This window comes from Kitasatospora viridis, assembly GCF_007829815.1.
Classification (GTDB): Bacteria; Actinomycetota; Actinomycetes; order Streptomycetales; family Streptomycetaceae; genus Kitasatospora; species Kitasatospora viridis.
Genome location: NZ_VIWT01000001.1, coordinates 2,011,247 through 2,026,938 on the forward strand (window position 1 = coordinate 2,011,247; position 15,692 = coordinate 2,026,938).

At 73.3% G+C, this 15,692-nt stretch carries 15 protein-coding genes; 12 read left to right on the forward strand and 3 right to left on the reverse strand.

The genetic code is table 11. The features are described 5' to 3' along the window. Nucleotides 1-5: 5 nt before the first annotated feature. The 4 genes from FHX73_RS08875 to FHX73_RS08890 all read left to right on the forward strand — a co-directional run bounded on the left by FHX73_RS08875 (nt 6) and on the right by FHX73_RS08890 (nt 2,669). Nucleotides 6-1,199, forward strand: coding sequence for an MFS transporter (locus tag FHX73_RS08875; RefSeq protein ID WP_145904472.1), 1,194 nt, complete (start codon nt 6-8; stop codon nt 1,197-1,199). A gap of 81 nt (nt 1,200-1,280) precedes the next feature. Continuing rightward, nucleotides 1,281-1,736 carry an SRPBCC domain-containing protein gene (locus tag FHX73_RS08880; protein ID WP_246213426.1) on the forward strand — a complete coding sequence of 152 codons (456 nt, stop codon included), beginning with the start codon at nt 1,281-1,283 and terminating at the stop codon, nt 1,734-1,736. After that, the gene (locus FHX73_RS08885) at nt 1,733-2,050 is read left to right on the forward strand and encodes an ArsR/SmtB family transcription factor (RefSeq protein WP_145904474.1); all 318 of its coding nucleotides are present in this window, start codon (nt 1,733-1,735) and stop codon (nt 2,048-2,050) included. The genes FHX73_RS08880 and FHX73_RS08885 overlap by 4 nt, the downstream gene beginning before the upstream one ends. A 10-nt stretch (nt 2,051-2,060) precedes the next feature. Then, nucleotides 2,061-2,669, forward strand: coding sequence for an NAD(P)H-dependent oxidoreductase (locus FHX73_RS08890; protein ID WP_246213427.1), 609 nt, complete (start codon nt 2,061-2,063; stop codon nt 2,667-2,669). Between the two features lie 335 nt (nt 2,670-3,004). On the opposite strand, the gene FHX73_RS08895 is transcribed toward FHX73_RS08890, so the two are convergent. Next, nucleotides 3,005-4,186 carry an MFS transporter gene (locus FHX73_RS08895; protein ID WP_145904476.1) on the reverse strand — a complete coding sequence of 394 codons (1,182 nt, stop codon included), beginning with the start codon at nt 4,184-4,186 and terminating at the stop codon, nt 3,005-3,007. Between the two features lie 106 nt (nt 4,187-4,292). Between FHX73_RS08895 and FHX73_RS08900 the strand changes: the two genes are divergently transcribed. After that, nucleotides 4,293-5,135, forward strand: a complete 843-nt coding sequence (locus FHX73_RS08900; RefSeq protein ID WP_145904477.1) for a helix-turn-helix transcriptional regulator — start codon at nt 4,293-4,295, stop codon at nt 5,133-5,135. On the opposite strand, the gene FHX73_RS08905 is transcribed toward FHX73_RS08900, so the two are convergent. Further along, nucleotides 5,129-6,418 (reverse strand): MFS transporter, encoded by a 1,290-nt coding sequence (locus tag FHX73_RS08905; protein ID WP_246213428.1) that lies wholly within the window; start codon nt 6,416-6,418, stop codon nt 5,129-5,131. The two genes, FHX73_RS08900 and FHX73_RS08905, sit on opposite strands and share 7 nt — an antisense overlap. After that, nucleotides 6,415-6,921, reverse strand: coding sequence for an ArsR/SmtB family transcription factor (locus tag FHX73_RS08910; RefSeq protein ID WP_145908161.1), 507 nt, complete (start codon nt 6,919-6,921; stop codon nt 6,415-6,417). The genes FHX73_RS08905 and FHX73_RS08910 overlap by 4 nt, the downstream gene beginning before the upstream one ends. Before the next feature lie 255 nt (nt 6,922-7,176). Here FHX73_RS08910 and FHX73_RS08915 point away from each other — a divergent pair, with 255 nt between their 5' ends. From FHX73_RS08915 to FHX73_RS08945, 7 genes are all read left to right on the forward strand, one after another. After that, nucleotides 7,177-7,458 carry a DUF3311 domain-containing protein gene (locus FHX73_RS08915; RefSeq protein WP_145904478.1) on the forward strand — a complete coding sequence of 94 codons (282 nt, stop codon included), beginning with the start codon at nt 7,177-7,179 and terminating at the stop codon, nt 7,456-7,458. Between the two features lie 44 nt (nt 7,459-7,502). Continuing rightward, a complete protein-coding gene (mctP, locus tag FHX73_RS08920; RefSeq protein WP_145908162.1) occupies nt 7,503-9,077 on the forward strand; it encodes a monocarboxylate uptake permease MctP in 1,575 nt (524 codons plus the stop codon). A gap of 190 nt (nt 9,078-9,267) precedes the next feature. Next, nucleotides 9,268-10,011, forward strand: a complete 744-nt coding sequence (locus FHX73_RS08925; protein ID WP_145904479.1) for a histidine phosphatase family protein — start codon at nt 9,268-9,270, stop codon at nt 10,009-10,011. A 142-nt stretch (nt 10,012-10,153) separates the two neighbouring features. Further along, nucleotides 10,154-10,678, forward strand: a complete 525-nt coding sequence (locus FHX73_RS08930; protein WP_145904480.1) for a PadR family transcriptional regulator — start codon at nt 10,154-10,156, stop codon at nt 10,676-10,678. A gap of 64 nt (nt 10,679-10,742) precedes the next feature. Then, nucleotides 10,743-11,441, forward strand: coding sequence for an ABC transporter ATP-binding protein (locus tag FHX73_RS08935; RefSeq protein WP_145904481.1), 699 nt, complete (start codon nt 10,743-10,745; stop codon nt 11,439-11,441). Then, on the forward strand, nt 11,438-13,735 hold the full coding sequence (locus FHX73_RS08940) for an FtsX-like permease family protein (protein ID WP_145904482.1): 2,298 nt from the start codon (nt 11,438-11,440) through the stop codon (nt 13,733-13,735). Before FHX73_RS08935 ends, FHX73_RS08940 begins: the two co-directional genes overlap by 4 nt. A 195-nt stretch (nt 13,736-13,930) precedes the next feature. Further along, nucleotides 13,931-15,634, forward strand: coding sequence for a ricin-type beta-trefoil lectin domain protein (locus tag FHX73_RS08945; RefSeq protein WP_281292660.1), 1,704 nt, complete (start codon nt 13,931-13,933; stop codon nt 15,632-15,634). Nucleotides 15,635-15,692 lie beyond the last annotated feature (58 nt).

The following is a 15,692-nucleotide window of genomic DNA, read 5'->3' on the forward strand; positions in this document are numbered from 1 at the left end:
CCGCCATGCCCCGCCCAGCCGATCCGTACCGGCGCTCACTGCCGGCGATCGCCGCGCTGTTCTGCTTCCTCGGCTTCCAGTACGCCAGTTGGGCGGCCCGGCTGCCGGCCTTCAAGAGCCGGCTGGGGATCGGCCCGGCCGAGCTGGGCCTGCTGCTGATGGCCTGCGGGGCGGGCGCGGCGGTCTCCTTCCCGCTGGTCGCCGTGCTGATGCGCCGCTACGGCTCGCGGCTGCTCTCGCTCGGCTCGGCGCTGGCGCTGGTCGGGGTGCTGCTGGCGCTCTCGGTGGTGCCCGACTACCCGCTGGCGCTGCTGGTGGCCGGTCTGGACGGGGTCGCGGTGGGCTGCCTCAACGTGGCGATGAACGCCCAGGGCGCGGCCCTGGAGGTGCGGCACGGCCGGACCGCGATGGCCAGGCTGCACGCCACCTTCAGCGGCGGCTCGCTGGCGGGCGCACTGCTGGCCTCGGGGGTGAACCTGTTCACCGGCTCGGTGGTGGTGCACTTCGCGATCGCCTCGCTACTGCTGCTGGGCCTGCTCGGGTTCGCGGCGCCCGGCCTGCTGACGGAGGATCCCGCTCCCGGCGAACCGTCGACCGAGCGGCGGGGCAGGCTCCCGCTGCCCACGAGGATCACCCTGTGGATGGGCCTGGCGATGGCTTTCGGCACCGTCACCGAGGGCGCGATGAACGACTGGTCCGCCCTCTACCTGCGCGAGGTGGCGCACGCGGGCGCGGAGTTGGCGCCGCTGGGGATCGCGGTGGTCTCGGTGATGATGGTGCTGGCCCGGGTCTTCGCGGACGGCTGGCGCAGCCGCTGGGGCGACGGCCGGCTGGTCCGCCTGGGCAGCGCCGTTGCCGCCGCCGGGCTCGCGCTGGCCCTGCTGGCCGGGGGCACGGTGGCGGCGCTGCTCGGCTTCGCCTGCATGGGCCTGGGCATGGCCGCCGTCACCCCGTGCGTCTACGCCGCGGCGGCCCGGCACGGCGCCGAGGCGCTCTCCCTGGTCGCCGCGATGGGCACCACCGGCCTGCTGGGCGGGCCGGCCGTGATCGGCTTCATCGCCAACGGCGGCGGGCTGGTCTGGGGCATGGCGGCGGTGGCCTGCTCCGCGCTGGCGGTCTCGCTCTGCGCGACCCGGATCCGGTTCCCGGCGCTGGAGCGCGAAGCGGTCGAGCCTGTTGCCGAGTTGCTCGTCTCCTGACGTGCAATCACCTGGTTGCGCGTCAGCTGCCGTATGTGCAACCTTTGGGTTGCACATACGGTTCCGATGAGACGAGGCCCCATGCTCCCCGACACCATCGAGCGCTCCATCGTCATCGACGCCCCCGCGGAACGCGTCTGGTCCGTCCTCACCGAGCCCGCCTTCCTCGGCAGTTGGCTCGGCAGCGGCACCCCGGTCCGGCTCGACCTGCGCCCCGGCGGGCTGCTGCTGCTCGACCACGGCGTGCACGGCGCCATCCCCGCCCGGATCGAGCGGGTCGAGCCGCCCGCCCGGCTCTCCTGGCGCTGGTCCCAGGGCACGGCCGGCGAGGAGCCCACCGCGGCCAACTCCACCCTGGTCGAGTTCACCCTCACCCCCGCCCCGACCGGCGGCACCCTGCTCACCATGGTGGAGAGCGGCTTCGCCGGCCTCGCCCTGCCGGTCGCCCAGGCCGCCGAGCGCCACGAGGCGAACAGCGCGAACTGGCCCGGCAAGCTCGCCCTGCTCCGCACCGAGTGCGAGCACGTCCCCGCATGAACGAGGACGTCCTGCTCGCCCTCGCCGACCCGGTCCGCCGCGAGATCCTCGACCTGCTCGCCCACTCGGACGCGGCCACCGCCACCGCGCTGGCCGCCGCCCTCCCGGTCACCCGACAGGCCGTCACCAAGCACCTGGCCGTCCTGGAACGGGCCGGCCTGGTCCACAGCCACCGCGCCGGCCGCGAGGTGCACTACACGGCGGACCCGGCCCCCGTGCACCGGGCCACCCGCTGGCTCGACGGGCTCGCGGCCCGGTGGGACAGCCGACTCGCGGCGATCAAGGCCCTGGCGGAGGGCGAGCAGCAGCCGTAACGTTCTGACGGTGCACGAGAATCCCGTGATCGGCGTCTACCTGGCGCACCCCCGCCCGGGCAGCTTCAACCACGCGCTCTTCGACGCCGTGGTCGCCGAACTGCGCGACCACGGCTGCGCGGTGCGGGCGCACGACCTGTACGCCGAGGGCTTCCCGGCCCTGCTCACCGCCGAGGAGACCGGGACGGTCGCGGCTGCCGACCCCACCACCGACCCGCACCTCGTCCGACACCGCGCCGAACTCGCCGCGCTGGACGCCCTGGTGCTGATCCACCCCAACTGGTGGGGCATGCCCCCGGCCGTCCTCACCGGCTGGGTCCAACGCGTCCTGGCCCCCGGCGTCGCCTACAAGCTCGACACCGCCGCCGGCGAACCCACCGGCCTCCTCCGCGCCACCCGCGCCCTGGTGCTGAACACCTCCGACACCCCGCAGGACCGCGAGCGGAACGAGTTCGGCGACCCCTTGGAACGCATCTGGGCAGCCTGCGTCCTCCCCTACATCGGCATCACCGACACCCGCCGCACGGTCTTCCGCACCGTCACCGACTCCACCCCGGCAACCCGAGCGACCTGGCTCACCCAGGCCCGGAGGGAAGCAGCGGCGCTGCTGGACGACTGAGCACTGCCGGTCAAGGGTGGGAGGCCGATCGGCTCACCCGGCCAAGCCCCTGCGAGGTCCGCCAGCTGATCGGACACCGGATCACTCATGGCCGACAGGTCGGCCACCAACTGCTTCACCGGCGGCATGGCGTGGAACATCTCCGGCACCAACTCACGGGCCGCCAGGCGCTCGCCGACCGCGTCGTCCAGTTGCCGACGCTGCGCACGGGCCCTGGCCACATCGCTGTGGAACCTCGTCCGACGCTCTGCGGACAGCCCTGACGGATCGACGCCGGCGCAACTCGGCAAGGGTGTAGTGGGTCAGCAGGGTCTGCACGGCTCCTCCTTCAGTTGTCAGCCACGGGCCGTGAACCGGCGGCGGCCGATCACCACCGCCGCTGTGAGCGGCACCGTCACGACCGCGGCCAGGCCGAAGATCTCCCCGAACCGCCCGTGGGCGGCCGCGCTGCCGCCCGCCATCGTCCCCAGGGCGCTGCCGACGAACAGGGCGGCGACGTACAGCGAGACCGCCGTGCCGCGCGCCTCCGGCACCACCGAGGTGGCCCAGGCCTGGAGGGTGGAGTGCAGGAAGGCCCAGCCCGCGCCGAGCAGGGTGGCCACCAGGGCGTAGGTCCAGACGCTGGGGGCGAGGACGGCGGCGGTGTAGCCGAGGACGATGAAGGCGCCGCCGATCGCGGCCAGCAGGTGGGGTGCCAGACGAGTCGTCAGGGCCTTGACCGCGCGGGTGAACACCAGGGTCCCGGCGCCGTACAGCGCGGCGATCGCGCCGGCCTCGGCCTCGGAGAGGCCCCGGTGCTGCAGGGCCGGGGCGACGAAGGTCAGGCCGCCGAGCAGCACCGCGCCCTCGATCACGCCGAGCGCGGCCACCAGGTAGGCGAAGGGCGCCCGGAGCACGGCCGTGAGCTGGGCCGACAGGCTGCCGACGGCCGGGCGTTCCGGTTCCACCGCGCCGCGCAGGCCGATCAGCGCGATCAGGGCCACGAGCGCCGGGCCCGCGAACACCAGGCGCCAGTCCAGCCAGTTGGCGACCACCCCGGCGAACAGGCCGGCCAGGCCGCTCCCCAACCCCAAGGCCGCCATCAGGTCGGCGAGCGCACCCTGCCGGCGCTCGGGCCGGACGGCGTCGCCGACGAAGCTGAGCGAGGAGGGCACCACGGCGCCGAAGGCGAAGCCGGTGAGGACGCGCAGGATCAGGAGGACGGAGAGGTTGGGCGCCACGGCCGAGGAAAGACCGGCCAGCGCGGCGATGCCCAGGGCGGTGCGGACCACGGGCAGCCGGCCGATCCGGTCGGACAGCACGCCCCAGACCGGTTGCGACAGGCCGTAGGCGAGGGCGTAGCCGCCGGCCAGCGCCACCGTGGCGGTGAGCGGGACGTGCAGGGCGGTGGCGACGGTCACCAGGATCGGGCCGACGGCGAACCTGTCGAAGTTGGCGGTGAAGGCGGCGGCGGTGAGCGGTCGCGGTATGCGGGTTTCGGGGAGGGCCACGGCCTCGACTGATTGGCTGATCGTCATGTTTTCCATCGTCAGCCCGTCCGAGGGCCACCCCGGACGTCAGCCGCTCACGGATCATCCGGGGAGCAGGAGTAATAGGCAGCGGGAGTAATAGTCTGGGCCCGCCATGGACGATCACGAAGCACAGCGTCGCGCCGCCCTCGGCGGCTTCCTGCGGTCGCGGCGGGAGCGGCTGACCCCGGGCGAGGTCGGCCTGACCGGCGGCCCCCGGCGCCGGACGCCGGGGCTGCGCCGCGAGGAGGTCGCGCTGCTGTCGGGCGTGAGCGTGTCCTGGTACTCGTGGCTGGAGCAGGGGCGCCCGATCGCCGCCTCCCGGCAGGTGCTCGACGCGCTGGCCACCACGCTGCGCCTGACCGGGGACGAGCGGCGCCACGTCTTCGACCTCGCCGGTGAGGGCGACTCCGGTCCGCAGCCGGTCGCCGCCGGCTGCCCGGCCGTCGGCGACCACCTGCGGGCCACCGTCGCCGCCCTGGCCCCGAACCCGGCCTGCCTGCTGGACCGGCACTGGGACGTGCTCGCCCACAACGAGGCCGAGGCGGCCCTCTACGGCGGCCTGGACCAACTGCCCCCGAAGCGCCGCAACATGATCTGGCTGTACTTCGGCTGGCCGCCGATGCGCACCGTCGTGAAGGACTGGGAGACCGAGTCCTGGGCGGTGCTGGCGCAGTTCCGCGCCTCCGCCGACCGGCACCCGGGCGATCCGCGGTTCGCCGAGATCGTCGCGGACGTGTCGAGCGCCGACCCCGGGTTCCCGGCGCGCTGGGAGCGGCACGACGTGGCGGGGTTCACCCCGGCGCTCAAGCGCTTCGACCACCCGGAGCTGGGTCCGCTGACCTTCCGTCAGGCGAAGCTGATCGCGGCCGAGGACCCGGACCTGCACCTGGTGGCGCGCTACCCGGCCGACCCGTCCACCGGCCGGGCGCTGCGGCAGGTGGCGCCGGCTCAGTGAGCGCGCTCCGCCAGGGCGGCCTCGATCCGCCGGGTGCTGGTCAGCGTCACCGACAGCAGCCCCGTCCCGGCCAGCAGCACCGCGCCGACCACGAACGGCGCCCGCAGGCCGTCCACCGTGGCGAGCCAGCCGCCGAGCAGGGCGCCCACCGGAGCGGCGCCGAGGGCGAGCAGGCGGCGGGCGGCGGAGACCCGGCCGGCCAGCTGGGTCGGGACGAGCGCCTGGGTGACGGACGGCGCGAGCACCATGGTGGCGGCCATCGCGGCGCCGAGCAGGGCGAGGGAAAGGGCGGCGATCAGGGCGGGCCACGGGCCGGCGGAGAGCCCGAGGCCCGCCTCTGCGAGCCCTTCGAGCAGCGCGGTCATGGTCAGCGCGGCCCCGATGCCCATCCAGGCGCGCAGCCGCCCGGCCAGCACGGCGCCGAGCAGTCCGCCGACCGCCTGCGCGGTGAGCAGCACGCCGTAGCCGAGCGAGCCCAGGTGCAGCATCTGGCGGGCGAAGAGCACCAGCACCGTCTCGGTGGCGGCGAACGCCAGGTTGCCGATGGCCGGGCGCAGCGCCAGCCCGAGCAGCACCTTGTCGCGGAAGAGGAAGGCGGCGCCGGAGCGGGCGTCGGCCCAGAGCGAGCGCTCGCCGGCCGAGGGGGCCACCGGCTGCGGGGGCAGCGTGCGGATCAGCAGCGAGCTGGCCAGGAAGGAGAGCGCGTCCAGCCCGAACGGCAGGGCCCGTGCGAGGGCGAACAGCGCCGCCCCGGCCGGCGGTCCCACGAAGTCGCGGGCGACGCTCTGCGAGCCCATCTGACGGCTGTTCGCCTTCTCCAGCAGCGTCAGGTCCCGTCCCAGCAGCTCCGGCAGGTACCCGGAGCCGGCCGAGTCGAAGAAGATCTGGCCGGTGCCGAGCAGGAAGGCGACGGCTATCAGCAGCGGCACCGAGAGCCAGTGGAACCCGGCCGCGACGGCCGGCACGGCGAGCAGCCCGGCCCGCAGCAGGTCGGTGACCCACATGGTGCGCCGCCGGTCCCAGCGGTCCACCAGGGCCCCGCCGATCAGGCCGAAGAAGAACCAGGGGGCCAACGCGGCCGAGGTGACCAGGGCGATCTGGAACGGGTCGCGGGTCAGGGCGGCGGCCAGCAGCGGCAGCGCGGCCAGGTAGACGCCGTCGCCGAGCGAGGAGGCGGCGCTGGCCGCGAAGAGGCGGTGGAACGCCTTGGGCAGGGCGGTGGGCGCCGCGGCGGGGGTCGACGGCACGCCGGCCGGGGTCGACGCAAGCTGAGTCTCGGTCATCTCGTGTCCTGGGGGCGGTAGAAGGCAACCATCAGGTTGGCGGTGGGCTCGTCGGGGTCGGCGGTCGCGCGCAGTTCCTCGGAGAGGGCGACCAGGCGCCGCGCGAACTCCTCGTAGGTCGACTGGCTGATCCGCACGTGCTGCAGCCAGGCCAGTCGCGGTCCGGGCGGGGCCGCCTCCAGGTCGGCGAGCGCGTGCCGCATCACGATGTCGGGCTCGCCGGGCGCGGGGTCCGGGAGCGAGATCCCGCGCGAGGTGCGCGCGTAGTACCGCTCGACCACGCCGCGCACCCGCCGGGTGGAGACCACCTCGACCAGGCCGGCCTTCTCCAGCAGCCGCACGTGGTAGCTGGAGCTGCCCTTGGCGACGCCGAGCTTCTCGGCGAGTTGGGTGATGGTGGCGGGCCCGTCCCGCAGGATGCCGAGGATCCGGTGGCGCACCACGTTGTTGATGGCGCGCAACTGCTCGTCGGTGGAGAGGTGGACGGTGTCCCCGGTGGGCACCGCGAAGGCGTCGTCGGTCACGGGACACAATGGTCAACGTTTCTTGACCATTCGTCAAGAGGCTTTTCGCGGAGCCCCGCGCGGATGCGCCCGTGCCCGAACGATGAGACGACCGGTTTTCTCCGGTGACACCTGGGCATGCAGTGCCCTACATTCCCGTGCAGTCCACAGCCGATCACCAAAAGCGCTGCTCGGCGGGCGCGTTCACGCGCTGCGGCGCTGCTGGGATCCCCCGCTACCGCCGGAGTCGCCCACATGTCCACCAAACCTGACACCTCGTCGGCGCCCCCGGGCGCCCTGCCCCCGGTCACCCCCGCACGGGTCCTGGCCGGCGTCGCGCTGGCCGTGCCCGTGGTCGCGCTGCTCTGGGTCTCGTCGTACTCCAGGCTCACGCCCGAGCTCGGCGGCATGCCGTTCTTCTACTGGTACCAGATCCTCTGGATCCCGTTCTCCGCGCTCTTCACCGTCGCCGCCTACCTGCTGCTCAACCACGACGCGAAGCAGCGGCGCGCCGCGAACGGGGGCGCGGCCGAGTGAAGGTCAACACGGTCGCGCTGACCGTCTTCGTGCTGTTCTTCCTGATGGTCACCGTGGTCGGCTTCCTGGCCGCCCGCTGGCGCCGCGCGGACGACGCGATGCACCTGCACGAGTGGGGGCTGGGCGGCCGCAGCTTCGGCACCTGGGTCACCTGGTTCCTGCTGGGCGGCGACCTCTACACCGCGTACACCTTCATCGCCGTCCCCGCGGCGGTCTACGGCAGCGGCGCGGCGGGCTTCTTCGCGGTGCCGTACACGATCATCGCCTACCCGCTGGTCTTCCTCTTCCTGCCCCGGCTCTGGTCGGTGGCCCGGGTGCACGGCTACGTCACCCCGGCCGACTTCGTGCGCGGCCGGTACGGCTCGCGCGGCCTCTCGCTGGCCGTCGCGGTCACCGGCATCCTCGCCACCATGCCCTACATCGCGCTCCAACTGGTCGGCATCCAGGCGGTGCTGGACACCCTCGGGGTCGGCGGCGGGGCGAACTCCAACTGGTTCCTGAAGGACCTGCCGCTCTTCCTGGCCTTCGCCGTGCTGGCCGCCTACACCTACTCGTCCGGGCTGCGGGCACCGGCGCTGATCGCCTTCGTCAAGGACATCCTGGTCTACATCGTGATCATCGTCGCGGTGATCTACCTGCCGATGCGGCTCGGCGGCTACGGGCACATCTTCGACGCCGCCGCGCAGAAGTTCGCGCCCAACCCGAAGACCCACAAGGCGGCCGGTTCGATGATCACCGGCCCGAACGCGCAGTGGGGCTACGCGACCCTGGCGCTCGGCTCGGCGCTCGCGCTCTTCATGTACCCGCACACCGTGACCGGCGTGCTGGCCGCCAAGTCGCGCACCACCGTGCGCCGCAACATGGCGATCCTGCCCGCCTACTCGCTGATGCTCGGCCTGCTGGCGCTGCTCGGCTTCCTGGCCATCGCGGCCGGGGTCGGCAAGGGCGTGGCCGGCTTCAACCCGCAGCTGGCGGTGCCGCAGCTGTTCGCCAAGCTCTTCCCGGACTGGTTCACCGGCGTGGCCTTCGCCGCGATCGGGATCGGCGCGCTGGTGCCGGCCGCGATCATGTCGATCGCCGCCGCCAACCTGTTCACCCGCAACATCTACCGCGAGTTCCTGCGCCCCGACGCCACCCCGGCCCAGGAGACCAAGGTCGCCAAGCTGGTGTCGCTGCTGGTCAAGGTCGGTGCGCTGGTCTTCGTGCTGGGCATGGACAAGCAGCTGGCGATCAACATGCAGCTGCTCGGCGGCATCTGGATCCTGCAGACCTTCGTGGCGATCGTGCCCGGCCTGTTCACCCGGTGGTTCCACCGCTGGGCGCTGGTGGCCGGCTGGGCGGTCGGCATGGTCTACGGCACCTGGAAGGCCTACGGCATCGCCTCCCCCGCCACCAAGCACTTCGGCGGCAGCGCGGCCACCATCCCGGTGATCGGGCAGATCGGGTACATCGGCCTGACCGCCTTCGTGCTCAACCTGATCGTCTCGGTCGTGCTCACCCTGGCGCTCCGGGCGGCCGACGCCCCGGCCGGGAAGGACGAGACCTCGCCCGCCGACTACAGCGCGAAGGAAGGCGACCCCGAGCTCGAAAACGCGCCCCAACCGGTCGCGGCGCACTAAGCGCCCCGACACGCGCCCTGTGATCGCGCCGCCACCGCACTCAACACTGAGGGGGTGGCGGCGCGATCATATGTACGTCGGCAGCTTGTCCGAACGGGACGGCGCCGCCACCACCGACCCCCGGTCGACCGGCCCGCCGCCTGATCCGGCGGGACCGGCCGGCCTTCCGCACCGACGAGGAGAACCGCGCATGCCCGAGCTGAGCACCATCCTCAACGGAACGCCCCGGCAGGACCGGGCTGCCGTCCCGCTGCCGTCCGTGCTGATCGCCACCCGGCACGGCCAGTCCACCGCGAACGTGGAGTTCGAGCTCGCCGAGAGCACCGGTGCCCTGAGCGTCCCGATCACCTGCCGGGACGCCGACATCCCGCTCTCGATGCTCGGCCAGCAGCAGGCCCAGGGCCTCGGCCGGTGGTGGGGCGAGCTGCCCTCCGCCGACCGGCCGCGCACCGTCTGGTGCTCGCCGTACGTGCGGACCACCGAGACCGCCCGGATCGCGATCGCCCAGGCCGCCGGGCTGGGGTCGGTCCCGGTCGGGCTGCCGGTGCGCTACGACGAGCGGCTGCGCGACCGGGAGCTCGGCGTGCTGGAGATGCTCCCCCGGGCCGCGATCGAGAAGCACCACCCGGAGGAGGCCGTCCGCCGCCGGCGGATGGGCGAGCTCTACTACCGCCCGCCCGGCGGCGAGAGCTGGTCGGACGTCGCCCTGCGGGTCCGCGACCTGCTGCGCGACCTGTGCGCGGCGGAGGCGGGCCGGCCGGTGCTGCTGGTCGCGCACGACAACGTGGTGCTGATGCTGCGGTACGTGCTGGAGCAGTTGACGGAGGACCAGCTGTTGAAGCTGAACCCGGTGCGCAACTGCTCGGCGAGCGTGTGGCGCGCGCAGGACTGCAGATTGGCGCCGGAACTGTGGAACGACGTCACGCACTTGTGAGCGCGGGTGCGGGCCCGGATCGGCGCAGCTGATCCGGGCCCGTCCGCCCCCCGCGCGCGAACCACCCAGTCGTGCCAGTCCTCCTGACGACCCGTCCGATCAGCATTGACGCCCAGTAGATACTGAGTGTAGATATCTGAGTATGACAGTTCCTCTCGCCCTGCTGGGCCTGCTGGACCGCGCGCCGAGCCACGGCTACGACCTCAAGCGCGAGTACGACTCCTTCTTCGGCCGCGACAAGCCCCTCCCGCCCGGCCAGGTGTACTCGACGCTCAGCCGGCTGGAGCGCGACGGCAAGGTGGTGATGACGCAGATCGACCCCGGCGACGGCCCGGACCGCAAGCGGTACGTGATCACCGAGCGCGGCGCCGTCGAGCTGCACACCTGGCTGACCGAGCCCTCCGCGCCCGAACCCCACCTGCAGACGGTGCTGTTCACCAAGGTGGTGATCGCGCTGCTGCTCGACCGGGACGCCGCCGGCTACCTGGACGGCCAGCGCGCCGCCCACATGCGCCGGATGCGCGAGCTCACCGAGGTGCGCCGCAGCGGCAGCCTGGTCGACCGGCTGCTCGCCGACCACGGGCTCTTCCACCTGGAGGCCGACCTGCGCTGGATCGACCAGACCGCGGCCCGGCTGGGCGCGCTCGCCGAGGAGATCCGCCAGTGAGCACCAGAGCCGGCACCAGCACCCCGGGCTCCGCCCAGCTCTCCCGTACCGAGGAGGTCCGGCCATGACCACCGACCCCGTGCTGCAAGCCCGCGACGTGACCCTGGCCTTCGGCCAGACCCCGGCGCTGCGCGGCGCCGACCTCACCGTCGAGCGCGGCGAGATCCTCGCCATCATGGGCCCGAGCGGCTCCGGCAAGTCCACCCTGCTGCACTGCCTGGCCGGGATCCTGCGGCCGGACTCCGGTGAAGTGCACTTCGCCGGCCGCCGGTTGGACACCATGCCGGAGCAGGAGCGCAGTGCGCTGCGCCGCGACCGGTTCGGCTTCGTCTTCCAGTTCGGCCAGCTGGTACCGGAGTTGACGGCGGTGGAGAACGTCGCCTTACCCCTGCTGCTGGGCCGGGCCAAGCGGTCCACCGCGCTGGCACAGGCCGGTGAGTGGTTCGGCCGGCTCGGGCTGGACGGGCTGGAGGGCCGCCGGTCCGGCGAGCTCTCCGGCGGCCAGGCCCAACGGGTGGCACTGGCCCGGGCGTTGGTGACCAAGCCGGACGTGGTCTTCGCCGACGAGCCGACCGGAGCGCTCGACTCGCTCACCGGCGAGCAGGTGATGGACCTGCTGGTCGCGACCGCGCGGGAGCAGGGCGCGACCGTGGTGATCGTGACCCACGAGCCCCGGGTCGCCGCCTGCGCCGACCGCGAAGTCGTGGTGCGCGACGGCGTGGTGCGCTCGCTGGACTTCGACGTCGAACGGCTGGCGTCGTGATCGGCCTCGGCGTGCGGCTCGCGGTGGGTGGCGGTCGGGAGGCGCTCATCCGGCTGCTGGTCATCGCCGCCGCCGTGGCGATCGGCGTGGGGCTGCTGCTCGGCATGCTGGCCACCATGAACGGCGTCAACTCCCAGAACCAGCGCTACGCCTGGCTCAACAGCGCGGTGGACGGCCACCGGCTGGAGGACGGCGGCACGCTGCCGGCCGGCGCGGACCCGCTCTGGTGGCGGCTCACCCCGGACATGTACCAGGGCAGGCAGATCGGCCGGGTGGACGTCGCCGCCACCGGCCCGCACTCGCCGGTGCCGCCGGGCATCCCGCGCCTGCCCGCCCCCGGGGAGTACTACGCCTCCCCCGCGCTCGCCAAGCTGCTGGCGACCGTGCCGGCCGCCCAGCTCGGCGACCGCTACCCGGGCCACCTGATCGGCACCATCGGCAACTCGGCGCTGCCGGGGCCGGATTCGCTCGCCGTGGTGATCGGCTGGACGCCGGCCGAGCTCTCCACCCAGCCGCGCGCCGACCAGGTCGGCTCGATCCTGACCCTCCCGCCGCAGGAGTGCGACGGCTGCGTGATCGGCGCCAAGAAGGACACCATGGACCTGATCATCGGGTCCTCCGCGGTGGCGCTGATCTTCCCGGTGATGATCCTGGTCGGCACCGCGACCCGGCTGGCCGCCGCCCGCCGCGAACAGCGGTTCGCCGCGATGCGGCTGGTCGGGGCGACGCCCCGGCAGGTCTCGGTGCTCGCCGCCGTGGAGTCGATGCTCGGCGCGGTGCTCGGGACGGGCGCCGGGTTCCTGGTCTACCTGGCCCTGCGACCCGCCATCAGCGGCCTGAACGTCACCATGACGCCGTTCTTCGACGGCGACCTCTCGCTCGGCACGGTGGACGTGCCGGCGGTGGCCCTCGGGGTGCCCGTGGCGGCGGCCGTCGCGGCGCTGGTCTCGCTGCGCCGGGTGCGGATCTCGCCGCTCGGGGTCAGCCGGCGCGCCACGCCGAAGCCGCCGCGCGCCTGGCGGGTGCTGCCGATGGCGCTCGGGGTGGCCGAGTTGGCGTACTTCATCGGCCGCCGGCCGGACGGCTCGGACGCCCAGATGCTCGCCTACATGCCCGGCATGCTGCTGATCATCGGCGGCCTGGTCTTCGCCGGGCCGTGGCTGACCATGGCCGGCGCCCGGCTGCTGGCCCGGCTCAGCGGCTCCCCGTCGGTGCTGATCGCCGGGCGGCGGCTGGCCGACGACCCGAAGGCCGGGTTCCGTTCGGTCAGCGGGCTGGTGCTGGCGCTCTGCGTCACCACCGGGACGGTCGGCATCATGACCTCGTTGAACGACGAGCGCGGCATGCCCCGCATCGGCTCCGCCGCCACCCGGACCGCCATCACCAACACCCTGCTGGACAACAGCCTGGCGACCAACTACGTCGACGGCGTCCCGCAGGATCCGGCGGCGCCGCTGTCGGCCTCGGCGATGTCCGCGCTCCAAGCGGTCCCGGGCGTCACCGGGGTGCTGGTGCTCCACACCAACCCGCTGGGCACCCGCGACCCGGCCCCGGGGCGGAACGGTGAACCGAGCCCCCTCACCGCGGCACTCGCCGACTGCCGGCAGCTGGCCGCCGTCGCCGCCTTCCACACCTGCGCGCCGGGAGCCGAAACCGCCTCCGTGCCGCCGGACTTCGACGGCTACGGGGTGGACCTCGGCAACAACTGGCCGACCCAGTGGCAGGCCGCCGCGATGCCCGCCGCGCAGCTGGCGGACCTGCCGGTGAGCGAGATCCTGGTCGGCACCGACGGCTCCAGCGCCGCCCTGGAGCAGAGCCGCACGCTGCTGATGAAGCTGTACCCGCGGCCGATGGTGCCGTGGAGCCTCTCGGAGCTGCGGGACGACATCAACACGGAGCTGGCCGGCTTCCAGCAACTGGCCGCCGTGATCATGCTGGTGAGCCTGGTGGTGGCCGGGTGCAGCCTGGCGGTCGGGGTGGCCGGCGGACTCACCGAGCGGCGGCGGCCGTTCAGCCTGCTGCGACTGACCGGTACTCAACTCTCGGTGCTGCGAAGGACGGTACTGCTGGAGAGCGCGGTTCCGCTGCTCCTGGTGTCGGCGCTCGCGATCGGCATGGGTTTCGTGGCCGCCCAGCTCTTCCTGCAGGCGCAGTTGGGCTACTCGGTGCGCGCGCCCGGGAGCCTCTACTACGTCACGGTGGCGCTCGGTCTGGCGGTCTCGCTCGCGGTGATCGCCTCCACCCTGCCGCTGCTGCGGCGGATCACCGGTCCGGAGTCGGCGCGCAACGACTGAGCGGCGACTGAGCCGTGGTGGGGCGGGCGGCGGTCGGGGACGGGGTGGCGGCAGTCGCAGGGGAACTGCCGCCACTTCGCACCGGCGATTCTGCGCGTTCTTGCGCGTTTTGACCGTTCTATTGACGTCAATGCGCAGTGACGCTGCACTGGTTGCGCACCAGCTCCCACGTCCCCCCTCCGGAAGGAAGCCGTCGTGCCGTCCTCAGCACGCCGCACACTCCGTGCTCTGCTGACCGCCACCACTCTGACCGCGGCCGTCCTGGCTGGCGCGCCGCTGGCCGGCGCCGCCCCGGCCCAGCCCGCCGCCGCTCCGTCCCACCCCGCCCTGCTCGCCGCCACCCCGCCGATGGGCTGGAACGACTGGGCGCACTACCAGTGCGACATGAACGAGCAGACCATCACCGCCAACGCCGACGCGCTGGTCTCCTCCGGCCTCGCCGCCAAGGGCTACACCACCGTCACCGTGGACGACTGCTGGATGACCGCGCAGCGGGACTCCGGCGGCCACCTGGTCGCCGACGCCACCAAGTTCCCGCACGGCATGGCCTGGCTGGGCAGCTACCTGCACAGTCGCGGCCTGAAGTTCGGCATCTACGAGGACGCCGGATCCAGCACCTGCGGCGGCTACGCCGGCAGCGGGCAGCCCCAGGGCGGAGGTGCCGACCACTTCGCCGAGGACGCCGCCGACTTCGCCGCCTGGGGCGTGGACTACCTCAAGCTGGACGGCTGCAACGTCTACACCGCCGCCGGCCAGACCCAGGAGCAGGCCTACCGCCAGGCCTACGACGCCGAGTCCGCCGCGCTGGCCGCCAGCGGCCGGGCGATCACCTTCTCGGAGTCCGCGCCCGCCTACTTCCAGAGCGGCGAGTGGGGCAACCCGAGCTGGTTCTCGGTGCTCGGCTGGGTCGGCGGGGACGGCCAGCTCTGGCGCGAGGGCTACGACATCGCCACCTACGACAGCACCAACCCGAATGCCTCGCGGTGGAGTTCGGTGCTCAGCAACTACGGCTACAACCGCTGGATCGGCCGCTACGAGAAGCCCGGCAACTGGAACGACCCCGACTTCCTGATCGCGGGCGACGGCGGCCTGACCGACGACGAGTCCCGCAGCCAGGTGGCGCTCTGGTCGATGATGTCCGCGCCGATGATCCTCTCCTCGAACGTCGCCCAGCTCACCCCCGCCGGCCTCGCCGCGCTCGGCAACACCGACCTGATCGCCCTCGACCAGGACTCGCTGGGCCGCCAGGCCGGCGTGGTCTCCACCGACGGCTCGACCGACGTGCTGGCCAAGCCGCTGGCCAACGGCGACCGCGCGGTCTCGGTGCTGAACCGGACCGGCTCGGCCCGCTCCGTCTCGGTCGCACTCGCCTCCGTGGGCCTGCCGAGCTGCACGGTCAGCGCCAAGGACCTGTGGAGCGGCGCCAGTTCCACCGTCTCCGGCTCCCTCACGGCCACCGTCCCGGCCCACGGCACGGCCGTCTGGCGGCTCACCCCGAAGGGCTGCGCGACCCCCGTGCCGACCGGCCAGGTCACCGGCAACGGCGCCAAGTGCATGGACGACTCCGGGAGTGCCACCACCGACGGCAACCCGGTGATCCTCTACGCCTGCACCGGCGGCGCCAACCAGCGCTGGACCCAGCCCGGCGACGGCACCTTCCGCACCCTCGGCAAGTGCCTCACCGCCGCCGGCACTTCGGCCGGCTCCTCGGCCGTGCTGAGCAGCTGCACCGGCGCCACCGCCCAGTCCTGGACCGCCCAGCCGGACGGCACCCTGGTCAACGCGGCCGCCTCGCTCTGCCTCGACGTCTACGGCGGCGGCACGGCGGACGGCACCAAGCTGGACACCTGGACCTGCGGCGCCAACCAGGCCAACCAGGCGTGGTCACTGCCGGTGTGACCCTGATTCACCGCTGAACGCCGGCCGCGGGTGGCTGCACGCCCCGCGGCCGGTTCAC